The 17319-nt window shown below is 70.7% G+C and carries 15 protein-coding genes and 1 pseudogene; 12 read left to right on the top strand and 4 right to left on the bottom strand.

The window, feature by feature from the left end; all coding sequences use genetic code 11:
* The first annotated feature begins 6 nt into the window (after positions 1-6).
* On the top strand, positions 7-864 hold the full coding sequence (locus ACYVIH_RS18670) for a bifunctional methylenetetrahydrofolate dehydrogenase/methenyltetrahydrofolate cyclohydrolase (protein WP_460871031.1): 858 nt from the start codon (positions 7-9) through the stop codon (positions 862-864).
* Between the two features lie 15 nt (positions 865-879).
* Positions 880-1188, top strand: coding sequence for a DUF3017 domain-containing protein (locus ACYVIH_RS18665; protein WP_460871030.1), 309 nt, complete (start codon positions 880-882; stop codon positions 1186-1188).
* Between the two features lie 148 nt (positions 1189-1336).
* Here ACYVIH_RS18665 and ACYVIH_RS18660 read toward each other — a convergent pair whose 3' ends face one another.
* Positions 1337-2326, bottom strand: coding sequence for a malate dehydrogenase (locus tag ACYVIH_RS18660; protein ID WP_460871029.1), 990 nt, complete (start codon positions 2324-2326; stop codon positions 1337-1339).
* A gap of 161 nt (positions 2327-2487) precedes the next feature.
* Entirely contained in the window at positions 2488-3252 is a 765-nt protein-coding gene (gene aqpZ / locus ACYVIH_RS18655; protein WP_460871028.1) for an aquaporin Z, read from the bottom strand.
* Between the two features lie 231 nt (positions 3253-3483).
* Between aqpZ and ACYVIH_RS18650 the strand changes: the two genes are divergently transcribed.
* Positions 3484-5703, top strand: coding sequence for an NADP-dependent isocitrate dehydrogenase (locus ACYVIH_RS18650; RefSeq protein ID WP_460871027.1), 2220 nt, complete (start codon positions 3484-3486; stop codon positions 5701-5703).
* 144 nt (positions 5704-5847) lie between these two features.
* The gene (locus ACYVIH_RS18645) at positions 5848-7053 is read left to right on the top strand and encodes an MFS transporter (protein ID WP_460871026.1); all 1206 of its coding nucleotides are present in this window, start codon (positions 5848-5850) and stop codon (positions 7051-7053) included.
* On the opposite strand, the gene ACYVIH_RS18640 is transcribed toward ACYVIH_RS18645, so the two are convergent.
* Positions 7050-8192, bottom strand: coding sequence for a GNAT family N-acetyltransferase (locus tag ACYVIH_RS18640; protein ID WP_460871025.1), 1143 nt, complete (start codon positions 8190-8192; stop codon positions 7050-7052). The genes ACYVIH_RS18645 and ACYVIH_RS18640 overlap by 4 nt on opposite strands.
* A gap of 72 nt (positions 8193-8264) precedes the next feature.
* On the opposite strand from ACYVIH_RS18640, the gene ACYVIH_RS18635 reads away from it, so the two are divergent.
* From ACYVIH_RS18635 to ACYVIH_RS18615, 5 genes are read left to right on the top strand one after another with little or no spacing between them, the layout of a single operon-like run.
* Entirely contained in the window at positions 8265-9611 is a 1347-nt protein-coding gene (locus ACYVIH_RS18635) for a hemolysin family protein (RefSeq protein ID WP_460871024.1), read from the top strand.
* Positions 9612-9659: 48 nt separating this feature from the next.
* The gene (gene trpS / locus ACYVIH_RS18630) at positions 9660-10703 is read left to right on the top strand and encodes a tryptophan--tRNA ligase (protein ID WP_460871022.1); all 1044 of its coding nucleotides are present in this window, start codon (positions 9660-9662) and stop codon (positions 10701-10703) included.
* A gap of 10 nt (positions 10704-10713) precedes the next feature.
* Positions 10714-11256, top strand: a complete 543-nt coding sequence (locus ACYVIH_RS18625; RefSeq protein WP_460871021.1) for a 2'-5' RNA ligase family protein — start codon at positions 10714-10716, stop codon at positions 11254-11256.
* Entirely contained in the window at positions 11256-12356 is a 1101-nt protein-coding gene (locus tag ACYVIH_RS18620; RefSeq protein WP_460871020.1) for a YihY/virulence factor BrkB family protein, read from the top strand. Before ACYVIH_RS18625 ends, ACYVIH_RS18620 begins: the two co-directional genes overlap by 1 nt.
* 19 nt (positions 12357-12375) lie before the next feature.
* Positions 12376-12600, top strand: coding sequence for an SCO4848 family membrane protein (locus ACYVIH_RS18615; protein ID WP_460871019.1), 225 nt, complete (start codon positions 12376-12378; stop codon positions 12598-12600).
* A 232-nt stretch (positions 12601-12832) separates the two neighbouring features.
* On the opposite strand, the pseudogene ACYVIH_RS18610 reads toward ACYVIH_RS18615, so the two are convergent.
* Positions 12833-13030 (bottom strand): annotated as a pseudogene (locus ACYVIH_RS18610) (putative immunity protein); the annotation flags it as partial.
* Between the two features lie 389 nt (positions 13031-13419).
* Here ACYVIH_RS18610 and ACYVIH_RS18605 point away from each other — a divergent pair.
* From ACYVIH_RS18605 to ACYVIH_RS18595, 3 genes are read left to right on the top strand one after another with little or no spacing between them, the layout of a single operon-like run.
* The gene (locus ACYVIH_RS18605) at positions 13420-15771 is read left to right on the top strand and encodes a nitric-oxide reductase large subunit (protein WP_460871072.1); all 2352 of its coding nucleotides are present in this window, start codon (positions 13420-13422) and stop codon (positions 15769-15771) included.
* Positions 15768-16445, top strand: coding sequence for a hypothetical protein (locus ACYVIH_RS18600; protein WP_460871018.1), 678 nt, complete (start codon positions 15768-15770; stop codon positions 16443-16445). Before ACYVIH_RS18605 ends, ACYVIH_RS18600 begins: the two co-directional genes overlap by 4 nt.
* Positions 16442-17299 carry a slipin family protein gene (locus tag ACYVIH_RS18595; protein ID WP_460871017.1) on the top strand — a complete coding sequence of 286 codons (858 nt, stop codon included), beginning with the start codon at positions 16442-16444 and terminating at the stop codon, positions 17297-17299. Before ACYVIH_RS18600 ends, ACYVIH_RS18595 begins: the two co-directional genes overlap by 4 nt.
* Positions 17300-17319: the final 20 nt, after the last annotated feature.

Below are 17319 nucleotides of genomic sequence, written 5' to 3'. Positions count from 1 at the left end.
GACGGCGTGACGGCACAGACTCTCGACGGCAAGGCGACCGCGGCGGCGATCAAGGCGGAGCTCACCGAGCGCGTGGCGAAGCTGCGCGACCAGGGCGTGGTTCCCGGTCTCGCGACGATCCTGGTCGGTGACGACCCCGGCAGCCGGTGGTACGTCGCCGGCAAGCACCGCGACTGCGCCGAGGTCGGCATCGAGTCGATCCGGGTGGACCTGCCCGAGGACGCCGACCAGTCCGAGGTCGAGGACGCGATCGCGCGGCTCAACGAGGATCCCGCCTGCACCGGCTACATCGTGCAGCTGCCGCTGCCCAAGCACATGGACGAGAACCACATCCTCGGGCTGATCGACCCGGCCAAGGACGCCGACGGCCTGCACCCGACGAACCTCGGCTGGCTGGTGCTGGGCAAGGAGGCGCCGCTGCCGTGCACCCCGGCCGGCATCGTCGAGCTGCTCCGCCGCCACGGCGTGCCGATCGCCGGCGCCGAGGTGTGCATCGTCGGCCGTGGCGTCACCGTCGGCCGGCCGCTCGGCCTGCTGCTCACCCGGCGCAGCGAGAACGCCACGGTCACCCTGTGCCACACCGGCACCCGGGACCTGGCCAAGCACGTGCGCGAGGCCGACATCGTGGTCGCCGCGGCGGGGGTCACCGGCATCATCACCGGCGACATGGTCAAGCCCGGCGCCGCGGTGCTCGACGTCGGCGTCTCCCGCGACGCCGACGGCAAGATCGCCGGCGACGTCGCCCGGGACGTGTACGACGTGGCGGGCTGGGTCTCGCCCAACCCCGGCGGGGTGGGCCCGATGACCCGGGCGATGCTGCTGGCCAACATCGTCCACGCCGCCGAGCAGTCGCTCGGTGCCTGACCTGCGCGCGGCCGCGTGATCCCCGAGCCCCCTCCGGACCTCGGTCCCGACCGCCGACCCCAGACGGTCGGCGGTGCGGTGTACCTGATGGTGCTCGTCGCGGCCCTGGTGGGCGTGGCGATCAGCGTCACCGGCGCCTGGCGGGTCGGCGTCGGCTGGGTCGGGGGCAGCGTGATCGTCGCCGGGCTGGTCCGGCTGGTGCTCCCCGAGCGGAAGGCCGGGATGCTCCGGGTGCGACGCCGGGCCTCCGACGTGGTGATGCTGCTCGGCGCCGGGGCCGCGCTGGTGGTGCTGGCGATCGTCGTACCCAACCAGCCGGGCTGAGGCACCCACGGCCGCCCGAGGGCACACCGCCGCCCGAGGGCACACCGCCGGCCGAGGGCACACCGCGGGTCGCGCCCGGCGAGACCAAGAACGCCGCCGCCCGCCCGGCCGGGCGAGCAGCGGCGTTCGTGAGTGCCGGTTCGAAGGCTCAGATCAGGCCGAGCTCCTTGACCGCGTCGCGCTCCTCGGTGAGCTCGGCGGCGGTCGCGTCCATCATCCGGCGGGAGAAGTCGTCGATCTCCAGGCCCTGGACGATCTCCCAGTCGCCGTTGCGGGTCGTGACGGGGAAGGAGTAGACAAGGCCCTCGGGGACGCCGTACGAGCCGTCGGAGTAGACCGACATCGACGTCCAGTCGCCCTCGGCGGTGCCGTGCAGCCAGTCGCGGGCGCAGTCGATCGTCGCCGAGGCCGCGCTCGCCGCGGAGGAGGAGCCGCGCGCCTCGATGATCGCCGCGCCGCGCTTGGCGACGGTGGGGATGAAGTCGTTCTCCAGCCAGGCCTGGTCGTTGACGAGCTCGGCGGCGTTCTGGCCGTTGACCTCGGCGTGGAACAGGTCGGGGTACTGGGTGGCGGAGTGGTTGCCCCAGATCGACATCTTCTTGATGTCGGTGACCTTCGCGCCGGTCTTGGCCGCGAGCTGCGAGATCGCGCGGTTGTGGTCGAGCCGGGTGAGCGCGGTGATGCGCTCCTTCGGGATGTCGGGGGCGTTGCTCAGCGTGATCAGCGCGTTGGTGTTGGCCGGGTTGCCGGTGACCAGGATCCGGATGTCGTCGGCGGCGTTGTCGTTGAGCGCCTTGCCCTGCGCGGTGAAGATCGCGCCGTTGGCCTCGAGCAGGTCGCCACGCTCCATGCCCTTGGTGCGGGGGCGGGCGCCGACGAGCAGCGCGAGGTTCGCGCCGGAGAAGATCGTGTTCGGGTCGTCGCCGATCTCGACACCCGCCAGCGTCGGGAACGCGCAGTCGTCGAGCTCCATGACCACGCCCTCCAGCGCCTTCAGGGCCGGGGTGATCTCCAGCAGGCGCAGCTCGACGGGGGTGTCAGGGCCGAAGATGGCACCGCTGGCGATACGGAAGAGCAGGCTGTAGCCGATCTGGCCGGCGGCTCCGGTCACGGCGACCTTGACGGGGGTGTTGCTCACGACGACTCCTTGGTGTGGGTCTCGAGGGGCACGGGGTCTCGACAAGCTCGACCGGCGGCCCGGGTGGTCGGGGCGCACTCGTGGCGGTCAGCACACGAAGGACGCGTCCGACGCTAGCAGCGATCGGCCGCGCGGCTCGCCGCGGGTGCGGCCGTGAACGCCTACCCTTCGGTGGCGGCCTCGAGCGGTGCGGCCGGTGCTGCCTTGCCGAGGAGGATGCCGTAGCCGAACCCCGCCACCAGGGCCCCCGCGACCGGCGCCACGACGAAGAGCCAGAGCTGGCCGAGCGCCTCACCGCCGGCGAAGAGGGCGGGGCCGAGTGAGCGGGTGGGGTTCACCGAGGTGTTGGTCACGGGGATGCTCACCAGGTGGATGAGGGTCAGCGCGAGGCCGATGGCCAGCGGCGCGAAGCCCTTGGGCGCCCGGGTGTCGGTGACCCCGAGGATCACCAGCAGGAAGACCGCGGTGAGGACGAGCTCGATGACCAGCGCGGCCAGGAGGCCGTAACCACCGGGGGAGCGGTCGCCGTAGCCGTTCGTGGCGAACCCCGACTCGGAGGCCGAGAACCCGTCGCGGCCGGAGGCCACCACGAACAGCACCCCAGCCGCCGCCGCCGCACCGACGAGCTGGGTCGCGATGTAGCCGACGGTGTCACGCCACGGGAACCGGCCGGCCGCAGCGACCCCGAGCGTGACCGCGGGGTTGAAGTGGCCGCCGGACACGTGGCCCACCGCGTAGGCCATGGTCAGCACGGTCAGGCCGAACGCGAGCGCGACCCCGAGGAAGCCGATCCCGAGCTGCACCCCGTCCTCGACGAGGAACTGGGCGGCCAGGACGGCGGAGCCGCAACCGCCGAGCACGAGGACGAAGGTGCCGAGGAACTCTGCGGCGAGACGTTCGGCTGTGGTCGGCGCGGACTCGGTCACGGCTTGCTCCTTCCGTGGGTCGTCATCCCCGACGCTAGGCCCGGCCGCCGTGCCCCGCTGGGCTTCGGCGCCTTCTCCGGATCTGCCCCGGTCGGCCGACTGCGGGCGGTTCGAAGGCCCTCGCCTCGGTGTGGGGTTGGCGGCAGGATGGGGTACCGCGGTCGTCGTACCCCTGCTCGATGAGATATCTTGACGTCAAGAAATATTCTCGAAGTCGGAACGGAGCCCCCGGTGACGGACTCGAAGATCATCTACACCCACACGGACGAAGCGCCCCTGCTTGCGACGTACTCCTTCCTCCCGGTGGTCCAGGCCTACGCCGGCACCGCCGGTGTGAAGGTGGAGACCCGCGACATCTCCTTGGCCGGCCGCATCATCGCCCAGTTCCCCGAGCGGCTGACCGCCGAGCAGCGGCTCGACGACGCGCTCGCCGAGCTCGGTGCCCTGGCGAAGACGCCCGAGGCCAACATCATCAAGCTGCCGAACATCAGCGCCTCGATCCCGCAGCTGAAGGCCGCGGTCAAGGAGCTGCAGGACCAGGGCTACGACCTCCCCGACTACCCCGACGACCCGAAGACCGACGAGGAGCGCGAGGTCCGCGCGCGCTACGACAAGGTCAAGGGCAGTGCGGTGAACCCCGTGCTGCGCGAGGGCAACTCCGACCGACGCGCTCCTGCGTCGGTGAAGAACTACGCCAAGGCTCACCCGCACCGGATGGGTGCCTGGTCGGCCGACTCCAAGACCAACGTGGCGACGATGGGCCACGACGACTTCTTCTCCAACGAGAAGTCGGTCGTCCTCGAGGCCGACGACACGCTGCGCATCGAGCACGTCGCCGCCGACGGCACGGTCACCGTGCTCCGCGAGTCGGTGCCGGTGCTGGCCGGTGAGGTCGTCGACGGCACGTTCATGAACGTCGCCGCGCTGCGCCGGTTCCTCACCGAGCAGATCGCCCGCGCCAAGGCCGAGGACGTCCTGTTCTCGGTGCACCTGAAGGCGACGATGATGAAGGTCTCGGACCCGATCATCTTCGGCCACGTCGTGCAGTCGTTCTTCCCGAGCCTGTTCGAGCAGTACGGCGAGCAGCTCGCTGCCGCGGGCATCTCGCCCAACGACGGTCTGGGCGCCCTGCTCAACGCGGTGGACAAGCTGACCGACGGCGCGGCGATCAAGGCCGCCGTGGAGGCCGGCCTCGCCGACGGCCCGACGATGGCGATGGTCGACTCCGACCGCGGCATCACCAACCTGCACGTGCCCTCCGACGTGATCATCGACGCCTCGATGCCGGCGATGATCCGCACCTCGGGCCACATGTGGGGACCGGACGGCGAGGAGCACGACACCCTCGCGGTGATCCCTGACTCCAGCTACGCCGGCGTCTACCAGACCGTGATCGACGACTGCCGCGCCAACGGCGCCTTCGACCCGTCGACGATGGGCTCGGTGCCCAACGTCGGCCTGATGGCGCAGGCGGCCGAGGAGTACGGCAGCCACGACAAGACCTTCGAGGTCCCCGCTGCCGGCACCGTCCGGGTCGTGAATGCCGCGGGCGAGGCCCTGATCGAGCACGAGGTCCAGCCCGGCGACATCTGGCGGGCCTGCCAGACCAAGGACGCCCCGATCCGGGACTGGGTGAAGCTCGCGGTCACCCGGGCCCGCGCCACCGGCGTCCCGGCGGTGTTCTGGCTCGACGAGAACCGCGCCCACGACCGCAACCTGATCGCGAAGGTCAAGCAGTACCTCACCGAGCACGACACCGAGGGGCTGACCATCGAGATCATGGCGCCGGCCGAGGCCACGGCGTACTCCCTGGAGCGGATCCGCCGCGGCGAGGACACCATCTCGGTGACCGGCAACGTGCTGCGTGACTACAACACCGACCTGTTCCCGATCCTCGAGCTCGGCACCTCGGCCAAGATGCTCTCGGTCGTGCCGCTGATGAACGGCGGCGGCCTGTTCGAGACCGGGGCCGGTGGCTCGGCGCCCAAGCACGTGCAGCAGCTGGTCAAGGAGAACTACCTGCGCTGGGACAGCCTGGGTGAGTTCTTCGCGCTGGTGCCGTCGCTGGAGCTGTACGCCGAGCAGGCCGGCAAGCCTGGCGCGAAGGTGCTCGCCGGCGCGCTGGACCGGGCGACCGAGACGTTCCTCAACGAGGACAAGTCCCCGACCCGCCGGGTGGGCGGCATCGACAACCGCGGCTCGCACTTCTACCTCGCCCTCTACTGGGCCCAGGAGATGGCCAACCAGACCGAGGACGCGGCGCTCGCCGAGGCCTTCAAGCCGCTCGCGGCCGCGCTGGCCGAGAACGAGCAGAAGATCGTCGAGGAGCTGAACGCGGTCCAGGGCCAGCCGGCCGACATCGGCGGCTACTACCGTCCCGACGACGAGAAGGCGGCCGCGGTGATGCGTCCGTCGAAGACGTTCAACGAGGCGCTGGCCCTGCTCGGCTGAGCGGCAACCGCGCGCGGAGTGGGCACCACACGCAACCCCGCTGTTCGTGCCCACGCTCGCGTCCGCCCGGCAGTCGGAGGCCCGGATCGTGACGAACGCGTCACACCGCGGAATACCTGATCTCTGCAACTACTTGGGGCTGACGTGACCTCGACCCTCCCGGCCCCGGCTGCGGCGCCGCCGCGCACCCGGCACGTGGTGCTCGCCGGGCTGGCCCTGGCCACCGGCGGCTTCGCGATCGGGTTGACGGAGTTCGTCACGATGGGTCTGCTGCCCCAGATCGCCGAGGGCGTGCAGGTCTCGATCCCCCGCGCCGGCCACGTGATCTCGGCGTACGCGCTCGGTGTCGTCGTCGGCGCCCCGCTGATCGCCGTGCTCGGCGCACGGCTGCCGCGGCGGGCCCTGCTGGTCTGGCTGATGGCCGCCTTCGCCGCGGGCAACGCGGCCACGGCACTGGCCACCAGCTACTCGGCGCTCACCGTCGCGCGGTTCGTCTCCGGGCTGCCGCACGGGGCGTTCCTGGGACTGGCCGCGCTGGTCATCGCCTCGGTCGTCGACCCGGCCCGACGCGGTCGGGCGATCGGCCTGGTCATGCTCGGCCTTCCGGTCGCCAACGTGTTCGGCGTCCCGGCCGCGACGTGGATGGGGCAGAACCTCGGCTGGCGCTCGGCGTACTGGACGGTGACCGCGCTCGGCGTGCTCACCTTGATGATGGTCGCGGCGTTCGTGCCCGCGACCCCGGGGGACAGGCACGCGACCGGCCGCCGCGAGCTGAAGGCGTTCGGCAACGCGCAGGTGTGGCTGACGCTGATGGTCGGCGCCGTCGGCTTCGGCGGGATGTTCGCGATGTACTCCTACATCGCTCCCACCGTCACCGAGGTGGCCGGTCTCGACCAGAGCCTGGTGCCGCTCTACCTGCTGGCCTTCGGCGTCGGCGGTGTCACCGGTACGGCGGTCGGCGGCCGGCTGGCCGACTGGTCGGTGTTCCGCTCGATGCTGCTCTCCGCGGCTGCCATGGGTCTCTCCCTGGCGGTGTTCACCGTGGCCGCACGGTCGCTCGTGCCCGGCGTGCTGATGGTGTTCGCCGTCGCGATGGTCGGGTCGGTGCTCGTGGTGAACCTGCAGGTCCGGCTGATGGAGGTCGCCGGGGACGCCCAGACCCTCGGCGCTGCACTCAACCATGCCTCGTTGAACGCCGCGAACGCCCTGGGTGCCTGGCTCGGGGGCGTGGTGATCGGTGCGGGTCTCGGGTACACCGCGCCGAGCTGGGTCGGTGCCGGTCTCTCGCTGGCGGGCCTGCTGGTCCTGCTGGTCTCAGCTGTGCTGCACCGGCGGGACGGCCGGGTCTAACCGCCGGGGGCGGCGTACTCGTTCCGGAGCAGGTCGAAGGTGACGGTGTCGGAGAACGTGCCGTCCCGGTGCGGGTTCTCCTGGCGCAGTATCCCGGTTCGCACGAAGCCGTTGGCCTCCAGCACGTGCTGGGAGGCGGGGTTGTCCGCCGAGGCGATCGCGTGCAGGCGGCGCAGCCCGAGTCCGCCGTCCTCCTCGTCGATGAAGCAGTGCCGCACCACGAGCCGGCAGGCCTCGGTCATCACGCCCTTGCCGCGGGCGGACGGGTGCGTCCAGTAGCCGACCTCCGCGTCTCCGTGCTCGTCGAGGTCGAACACGGAGATCTGGCCCACCAGGTCGTCGGTGTCGGGGTCGGCGACCGCCCAGGAGACACCCTTGCCCGAAGCGCGCTGCTCCCGCCGCGACTCGAGGAACTCGTAGGCGTCGTTCAGCGTGTACGGCGAGGGCAGGTGGGGGAGCCAGTACGACGTCCGCTCGTCCGAGCAGGCCGCCACGATCCGGGCGGCGTCGGCGTCGCGGTACCCCCGCAGGACCACCCGGCTGCCGGTGACCCGTGGCGCGTCGAACCACCGGTTGCGGGGGCGGCGTTCGTCGCCGGAGGTCAGCACCCCGACCCAGCCGTCCTTGAGGTCACCGCGCTGCGGCAGCCACTCCCGGACCGTCCCGTCGAAGGAGAACCCCAGCCGCCAGGCGACCTTGCGCGAGGCCCAGTTGCCCTTGTTGGCCCACCAGATCACGGTCCGGACATCGCGCTCCCGGAAGCCCCAGTCCAGGAGCAGCTCGAGCGCGCGGGCGACGTACCCGCGGCCGCGCGCCCACGGGTGCGCCCCGTAGGCGATCTCGGCGCGCCCGTGCCGCTCGTTGCGCAGCGACACCGTGCCCACGAAGCGCGCGGCGCCGTCCTCGTCGGGGGCTTCCACCGCGAACGCCCACTCACGGTCCTCGCGCCACCCGTCGGGGATGATCTCGCAGGCGAACTCGCGGGCGGTCTCGCGCGTCGAGGGGTCCGGCACGGTCGTCCAGCGCAGCATCACCGCGTCGACCGCCTGCTCGTAGAGCGCCTGGACGTCGGCCTCGGCGTGTGCGCGCAGGGTGACGACGCCGTCGGTGAGCGTGGGCACGTCCTCGGGGAACCTCATGGCCGCACCCTGCCGTCTGCCGCGCCTTCGGGCAAACGCATATCCTTCGCACATGAGCGAAGGTCAAAGACGGTGAGCGGCACGCTCGCCAACATCGGGCTGGTCTTCGTCTTCGTGCTCGTCGGCGGGGTGTTCGCCGCGGCCGAGATCGCGCTCGTCTCACTGCGCGACGGCCAGGTCCGGGCGCTCGCCGGGCAGAGCAAGCGAGGCCGCACGGTCGCCGAGCTCAACGAGGACCCGAACCGCTTCCTGTCGGCCGTGCAGGTCGGCGTCACGCTGATGGGCTTCCTGTCCGCAGCCTTCGGCGGTGCCACGCTGGCCGACGACCTAGCTCCGGTGCTGACCTCGTGGGGTCTGCCCGAGGGCGCCTCGGCCGCCGCAGCCCTGGTGCTCGTGACGGTCGCGATCTCCTACCTCTCCCTGGTCTTCGGCGAGCTGGTGCCCAAGCGGCTCGCGCTCCAGCGCTCGGAGGCGTTCGCGCTCGCGCTGGGCCCGATGATCGACCGGATCAGCCAGATCTCGCGGCCGGTGATCTGGCTGTTGTCGAAGTCGACCAACGCCGTGGTCCGGATGCTCGGCGGTGACCCCACCGCGCAGAAGGAGCAGATGACCGACGAGGAGCTGCGCGACCTCGTCAACCAGCACGAGACGCTGGGGGAGGAGGAGCGCCGGATCGTCGAGGACGTCTTCGAGGCCGGTGACCGGCAGATCCGCGAGGTGATGATCCCGCGCACGGAGGTCGACTTCCTCGACGCCGGCGAACCGGTCTACAAGGCGGCGAAGTACGCCCTGACCCAGCCGCACTCCCGCTACCCGGTCACCCGAGGCTCGGCCGACGACGTGATCGGGTTCGTCCACGTCCGCGACCTGCTCGACCCGGAGATGTCCGGCCGGTCGGTCCGGGTCGGCGAGCTGGTGCGCAACACCCTGGTGCTGCCCTGGACCCGGCCGATCCTGGCCGCCCTGGCCGACATGCGCCGCGAGGGCACCCACCTCGCGATCGTGGCCGACGAGTACGGCGGCACCGCGGGCATCGTCACGATGGAGGACCTCGTCGAGGAGCTCGTCGGTGACATCAGGGACGAGTACGACGTCGTCGAGCCCGAGACGACCCGCCATCGCAGCGGCGACGTCGAGGTCGACGGCCTGCTGAACCTCGACGACTTCGAGGACGAGACGGGCATCGAGCTGCCCGAGGGGCCCTACGAGACCGTTGCGGGGTTCATCGTCGCGCGGATCGGGCGGCTCCCCGAAATCGGCGATGAGGTCGAGGTCGAGCAGACCCGGCTGGTCGTGAAGGACGTCGACGGCCGGCGCGTGTCGCGGGTGCTGGTGACCGTCGTACCCGAGGAGGGCGAGGCTGAGCCGGCGCCGGACGGGGCAGCGGCGACCGGGGCCGGCGGCGACCAGGCGGTCTGAGTCCGCGGGCCCAGGTTGATTTCTTGACCATCTCGCGCGAGTGACACAATGGCCCGCATGTCAGAGGCCGCCACGACCAAGCCGACCGCCCGCCCCCGGGTCCTCTCCGGGATCCAGCCGACCGCGGACTCGTTCCACTTCGGCAACTACCTGGGCGCGCTGCGGCAGTGGGTGACCCTGCAGGACGACTTCGAGCCGTTCTTCTTCATCGCTGACATGCACGCGATCACCGTCGAGCAGGACCCCAAGCAGCTGCGCGAGCGCTCGCTGCGGGCGGCCGCCCAGCTGATCGCCACCGGAGTGGACCCCGAGCGTTCGGCGATCTTCATGCAGTCCCACATCCCCGCGCACGCCCAGCTCGGCTGGGTGCTGCAGTGCCTGACCGGCTTCGGTGAGGCCCGCCGGATGACGCAGTTCAAGGACAAGTCCGCCAAGGGCGGTGAGGGCGCGGCGTCGGTGGGCCTGTTCACCTACCCGATGCTGATGGCTGCCGACATCCTGCTCTACCGGCCGCAGTACGTCCCCGTCGGCGAGGACCAGCGCCAGCACCTCGAGCTGACCCGCGACCTGGCCCAGCGGTTCAACCACCGCTACAAGAAGACCTTCCGCCTCCCCGAGCCGTTCATCCTCAAGGAGACCGCGAAGATCCTGGACCTGCAGGAGCCGCGGTCGAAGATGTCGAAGTCGGCATCCTCGCCCAGCGGCATCATCGAGATGCTGGACGACCCGAAGGTGTCGGCGAAGAAGATCCGGTCCGCGGTCACCGACTCCGGCAGCGAGATCCGCTACGACGAGGAGGAGAAGCCCGGCATCTCCAACCTGCTCACGATCTACTCCGCGCTGACCGGTCGGAGTGTCGAGCAGCTGGAGAAGGAGTACGACGGCCGCGGCTACGGCGACTTCAAGAAGGACCTCGCCGACGTGGTGGTCGACTTCGTCACGCCGTTCCGCGACCGCACGCTGGAGCTGCTCGACGACCGCGCCGAGCTCGACGCCGTGATCCGCCGCGGCGCGGAGAAGGCACGTGCGGTGGCCGAGCGCACCCTGGTGGACGTCTACGACCGAGTCGGCTTCGTGGCCGACGGTCGGTAGGGTTCAGCACGTGACGACGATCGGCGTGGCCATCGCGGTGCCGGAGCCCTGGGGCGCGCAGCTCCAGGAGTACCGGACCTCGCTGGGCGACCCGACCGCGCACGGGATCCCCACCCACATCACGCTGATGCCGCCGTTCGAGGTCGACGACGCCGACCTCCCCGCTGTCGAGAAGCATCTCAGCGAGGCCGCGGCGAGCCGGCCGCCGTTCCGGATCCACCTGCGCGGGACGGGCACCTTCCGCCCCGTGTCGCCGGTGGTGTTCGTGACCGTCGTACGCGGGATCTCGTCGTGCGAGCAGCTGGCGATGGCGGTGCGCCGGGGACCGCTCGCCACCGACCTCGCCTTCCCCTACCACCCGCACGTGACCGTCGCGCACGACATCGACGACGAGCTGCTCGACCGGGCCTTCGACGAGCTGTCCGGTTTCGAGGCGGAGTTCGACGCCGACCACTTCCTGCTCTACGCCCACGACGAGGAGAACGGCTGGCGGCCGACCCGGGAGTTCCCGCTGACCGGCTCCGGCGACAGCCGCCCGCCCAGCAGGGGCTGATGGCCTCGCTCAAGGAGCGGCTGACCGCACGGCTGGCCCGGCTCCGCGACCGGCACCCGTCGGTGGACCACGCGATCCGGACGGTGCTGCACTACGGCGACGTCAGGGGGAACGACCAGGCGGGTGCGGTCACGTTCTTCGGCTTCTTGTCCTTCTTCCCGATCATGGCCCTGGCCTTCTTCGTGGTGGGCTACCTGAGTGCGGTCTATCCCGAGCTGCGACTCGAGGTCGTCCGGACCGTTGAGAAGGCGCTGCCCGGGCTGATCGGCACCGACGAGGGCAAGATCCCGCTGGAGACCTTCGAGGAGAACGCCGGCCGGGCGGCCGGGATCGGCGCGGTGGGCCTGCTCTACTCGGGCCTCGGCTGGATCTCCGGGATGCGGCGCGCCCTCGCCGCGATGTTCAAGCTGCCCGCGACCGAGCATCCGAACTTCGTGGTCGGCAAGCTGCGCGACCTGAGGACGCTGCTGCTGCTCGGCGTGATCATGCTCGTCTCGCTGAGCCTGTCCGCAGGGGTGTCCTGGTTCTCGGAGCTGATCCTCGGCTGGTTGGATCTCGACGGGAGCTGGCTGGCCGCGGTGGTGCTCTGGGTGGTCACCCACGCCCTCGCGATCGGTGCCACGACGCTGCTGTTCCTGGCGATGTTCCGGTTCCTCGCCCAGCCGCACATCGCCTCCCGGGCGCTGTGGCAGGGCGCCTTCGCCGGCGCGGTCGGGTTCGAGGTGCTCAAGGGCGTCGCCGCCTGGCTGATCGCCCTCAGCACCGGGGGTGCCGCTGCCCAGACGTTCGGCGTGGCACTGATCCTGCTGGTCTGGATCAACTACTTCTCCCGCCTGGTGATGGCCAGCGCCGCCTGGGCCTACACCGCCCCGGTGGCCGAGGAGGTCCGCGAGCTCGAGGAGCAGCCGCTGTTCACCGAGGAGGACGCCGAGGTGTTCGCGCCGGCTCCCGCAGCGGTGGTCCGGGAGGACCCGGAGGACGCGCCGCTGCCCGTCGTACGCCGCCGACGCCGGCGGCTCGAGCAGGCCGGGGTGGCCTCCGCGGTCGGCGCGGCCGCTGTGGGCGTGCTCACGTGGGTCACCCGGCGGAACCGGCACTGAGGCGGGGCAGGATGGGACGATGAGGCTCGAACGCAAGCACGCCGTGATGTTCCTGCTGATCGCGGCCTGGAACGTCCTCAGCTACGCCAACTTCGCGCGGAACCTGGCCGAGACGGCAGCGAGCGGCGAGGACCGTTCTGCCGGCTACTACGCCGCCCACCTCGTGCTGATCGTGGTGAACCTGGCGGTCGCGGCGTACCTCGCCGTCCTCGGCCGCCGGGCCTGGCGGGCCACTCGGGTCTGATCGAGCGTCGCTGTGATCGACGCCCGCGAGAGCAGGCGCGTTCCCCGGATGCGTCGAGCTCAGCGTGTCCGCAGACAGCTGGGTCACCCGACAAGAGCTCCTCGGCATAAGCTGCGTGCGCGTCCGCTCGGAGGATGTGGCCGAGCTGGTCCGCATGGGCGAACGGGTGGAGGTAAGCGGCCGACGCAGCATCACCCGCCGCGTGCGCTGCGTGCTTCGCCGCTTCGCTGGAAGCTGCCTTGGCTGCGCGGTGAGCGTCGAGGGCGGTGACGCGCTGGAGCTTCGTCCGTCGGGCACCGTTTGCGAAGACGGAGGCTGCCTGGATCGCGGCTCTCGGACGCGGGTCGCCCGGCTCGGCGTCCTCGTAGACGGCAAGGACGGCCTGTGCACCTTGGACCGCGAAGCGCGCGACCTCGCGCAGCTCGTCCATGGTGAGCTCGAAGTAGGGATCGGGATCGATCGCCATGGGTGCAGTGTCGTGCATCGTCGTCCGCACGTGTCGATAAGGGGTCCACACCCGTCGGCATCCGGCCGTGACGTCGAGGAGCGGGCTGCTCGTCACCTGAACAGGCACGTTTGCCGCGGGCGTCGAGGGTTCAGCCTGGCGGCGCGTCATCGGCGTCGAACCTGCCTGTTGGGCTGACCGGCGACATAGCAGGTTCGGCCGCTCCTGAACAGGTTCCACTTTGACGCGGGCTCCATTACGTTGCGGCAGCAACGGGGCGAAAGGTAAAGAAGCGACAAGCCCCGCGGTAGCTCTCGGACAAAGGCGTTCACGTGGTCCAGCTCGCGCCACAGCGCAACGGTCAGCGCACCGAGATGATGGCCTCCAAGGGGTGGCTCCAGGGCGTCGCCCTGGTGATGCTCTTCGGGTTCTTCGTGATGGGCCTGTTGGCCTTCCGGACCTACACCGACGCGATGCCGCTGCCCGAGCGCGTCGTCGACTCCGCGGGAGAGGTCGTCTACACCCAGGAGAACGTCACCTCGGGACAGCAGATCTTCCTGCGACGGGGCCTGCAGCAGTACGGCTCGATCGTCGGCCACGGCGGCTACCTCGGCCCGGACTACACCGCCGACTACCTGCGACGCTCCTCGGAGGAGATCCTCGACTCGCTCGAGGGCAGCGGGACCCAGGACCCGCGCGGCGAGCTGGTGACGATGATGCGGGCCAACCGGTACGACGAGGAGACCGGTGACCTGGTGTTCACCGACGAGCAGGTCGCCGCCTTCGAGACGCTCCAGGGCCACTACGGCGACTTCTTCGGCTCGCCCACGACGCAGTACGGCCTGATCCCCGATGCGATCACCGACCCCGACGACATCCGCGACCTGACCGCGTTCTTCTCCTGGACGGCCTGGGCCGCCGCTGCGGAGCGGCCGGGTCACGAGTACTCCTACACGAACAACTGGCCGCCGGAGTCGCTGGTCGACAACGGTCCGACCGCGGACATCATCGTGTGGAGCGGTCTCTCGCTGGTCGCGCTGCTGGCCGGCACCGGCGTGCTGTTCGCGGTGTACGGGCGGTGGAGCCAGCGGATCGGCTGGCACAGCGCCGAGGCGCCCGCGCCGGCGTTCAAGCAGCCGGGGGAGGTGCAGGTCACCCCGGCACAGCGTGCCACGGCCTGGTTCTTCTTCGTCGTCGCGGTGCTGTTCCTCGGCCAGGCGCTGCTCGGCGCCGCGGTGGAGCACTACCGCGCCGAGACGTCGAGCTTCTTCGGCCTGGACCTCGCACAGCTGCTGCCCTACAACCTCGCCCGCACCTGGCACGTGCAGCTGTCGCTGTTCTGGACCGCGGCCTCCTTCCTCGCGGCAGGCATCTTCCTCGCGCCGTACATCTCCGGCCGCGAGCCGAAGAACCAGCACTGGCTGGCCTACGGTCTGCTCGGCGCCGTGGCGCTCGTCGTCGCCGGCTCGCTGACAGGTGAGGCGCTGAGCATCTTCGGCGTCGACTGGGCCAAGGGCTCGCTGCTGTGGGACCAGCAGTGGGAGTACCTCGACCTGCCCAAGGTCTGGCAGGGGCTGCTCACCGTCGGCATGTTCTTGTGGATCGCGATCATCTACCGAGGCATCCGCGCCCGGCTGAAGACCGAGCACCGCGCGAACCTGCCGTGGATCTTCTTCTACGCAGGCCTGGCCATCCCCGGCTTCTACGCGGTCGGCATGCTCGCCGGCACCGAGACCCATCTGACCGTCGCCGACTTCTGGCGGTTCTGGGTGGTGCACCTGTGGGTGGAGGACTTCCTGGAGCTGTTCACCACGGTGATGGTGGCCTACATCTTCGTGATGCTCGGCGTGGTCCGGCGTCAGATCGCGCTGGGGATCATCTTCCTCGACGTGATCCTCTACTCCGCTGGCGGCGTGATCGGCACCATGCACCATTTGTACTTCTCCGGGACCCCGGTCGAGCACATGGCGCTCGGTGCGTTCTTCTCCGCGCTCGAGGTGATCCCGCTGACCTTCCTCACCGTCGAGGCCTGGAGCTTCCTGCAGCTCGGTTCGAGACAGGAGTCGCGCAGCTCGGCGCCGTTCCCGCACCGCTGGGCGGTGACGTTCCTGGTGGCGGTGGGCTTCTGGAACTTCCTCGGCGCCGGTGTGTTCGGGTTCCTGATCAACCTGCCGATCGTCTCCTACTACCAGATCGGTACGGCGCTCACCGCGAACCACGCTCACGGGGCGATGATGGGCGTCTACGGGATGATGGGCGTCGGGCTGGCCCTGTTCGCGCTGCGCTACCTGATCCCGCCCGCCCGCTGGCCCGACAAGCTCGCGCGCCTGTCGTTCTGGTCGCTGAACCTCGGCCTGGCCTGGATGGTGTTCGCGACGCTGCTGCCGCTCGGTGTCATCCAGCTGTGGCACTCGGTCAACGACGGCTACTACGAGGCCCGGTCGCTGAACTTCATCACCACCCCGGGCAACGCGCTGCTGGAGTGGCTGCGGATGCCGGGAGACGTGGTGTTCATCGTCGGCGGCGTGCTGCCGTTCCTCTGGATCACCTGGCTGGGCGTCCGGCACCGGATTGCGTCCACCACGCACGAGCTGCCCGAGGAGTCGCTGTTCGTGGAGGAGGTCCCGGCCGGCGCGGGCGGCGGGGGGACGAGGTACGCCTCCGACCGCCGTGAGCCCGGCGCCGACGGGCCCGGCCCGGACGGCGGGGGAGGGCAGCCGAGATGATCGCCACGGTCGGCGAGGAGGTGTGGCTGGCCGCGGTCTACGCCCCGTTCCTGCTGCTGGTCGCCTTCGGCCTCGACCTGGCGGCCCGGCGTACGGCGAGTCGCAGCGGCGCGTGGCGCTCGGGGTCGTTCACCTACCACGAGGACCACGATGCCTGGGTGTGCCCCGAGGACCAGTGGCTGTGGCCGCAGTCCTTCGACCCGGACCACCGCGTGATGCGCTACCGGGCCAGCCCCACGGTGTGCAACGCCTGCCCGGTCAAGGACACCTGCACGACCTCCGAGCACGGCCGGGAGATCACCCGCAACGTCGACCCGTGGCCGAGCTCGGAGGCCGAGCGGTTCCACCGAGGTGTCGCCTGCACGGTCGCGGTGCTTGCGGTGCTGAGCATGCTCGGCGACCGCACCACCACCGAGCTGCTGCTGCTCGCCGCGGTCGCCGCGCTGGTCGCAGTCGGCAGCTGGCCGTTGTGGTCGCACCTGCGCCGGTCGCCGGCCGGCTTCCCCGAGCACGTGAAGGTCCAGTCCTTGGACGACGCGGCCGGTGCGGCTCCGGCCGGGACGCCGGTTGCCCCCGCCCGTCGTACGGGGTATGCCAGTGACCGTAGGACGGATGCCCCCGCAGATCAGGATCGGCGCGACGGCGTCGGCTGGAGCAGGTTGGGAAGGTCATGACTGCAGTTCAGCTCGTGCTCGTGCTCGTCGCCCTTGCAGTGCTCGGCGGCCTGGTGTCGTCGGTCAAGGTGCTGCGGGAGTACGAACGGGGAGTCGCGTTCCGGCTCGGCCGGCTGCGCGAACCGCTGCAGCCCGGCGTGCGTCTGATCCTTCCCGGGCTGGAGAAGCTGGTGCGCGTGGACCTCCGGGTCGTGACGCTGACCATCCCGCCGCGGGAGGTGATCACCAAGGACAACGTCCCGGCCCGGGTGAACGCGGTGGTGATGTTCAAGGTGGTGGACCCGGTGCGGTCCGTGATGGCCGTCGAGAACCACGCGGTCGCCACCTCGCAGATCGCGCAGACCACCCTTCGTTCGGTCGTGGGCCGCGCCGACCTGGACACGCTGCTCGCGCACCGGGCCGACCTCAACGAGGACCTGGCCCAGACCATCGACGCCCAGACGGGGCCGTGGGGCGTGGAGGTGCAGGTGGTCGAGATCAAGGACGTGGAGATCCCCGAGGCGATGCAGCGGGCGATGGCGCGCGAGGCCGAGGCGGAGCGGGAGCGGCGGGCCAAGGTGGTCAACGCCCGCGGCGAGCTGCAGGCCTCCGACGAGCTCCGCCAGGCCGCGGAGACGCTGAGCCGCAGCCCCGCCTCGCTGCAGCTGCGCTATCTCCAGACGCTGCTCGAACTCGGCGCGGACCAGAACTCCACCGTGGTCTTCCCGCTGCCGATCGACATCGTCGGCGCCTTCCTCGACCGGCTGCCCGGCACGCCGGCGGCGAACGGCGAGCACCGGCCCGAGGGGACCGCCCCGCCGGCCGTGGCGCAGCAGACACCGACCAGCTCGAGCAACGGAAGGGGTCCGGCATGACCCAGCAGCAGGAGCCGTCC

The sequence above is a fragment of the Nocardioides pakistanensis genome, from assembly GCF_054781215.1.
This window is presented reverse-complemented; position numbering and strand designations above follow the sequence as displayed.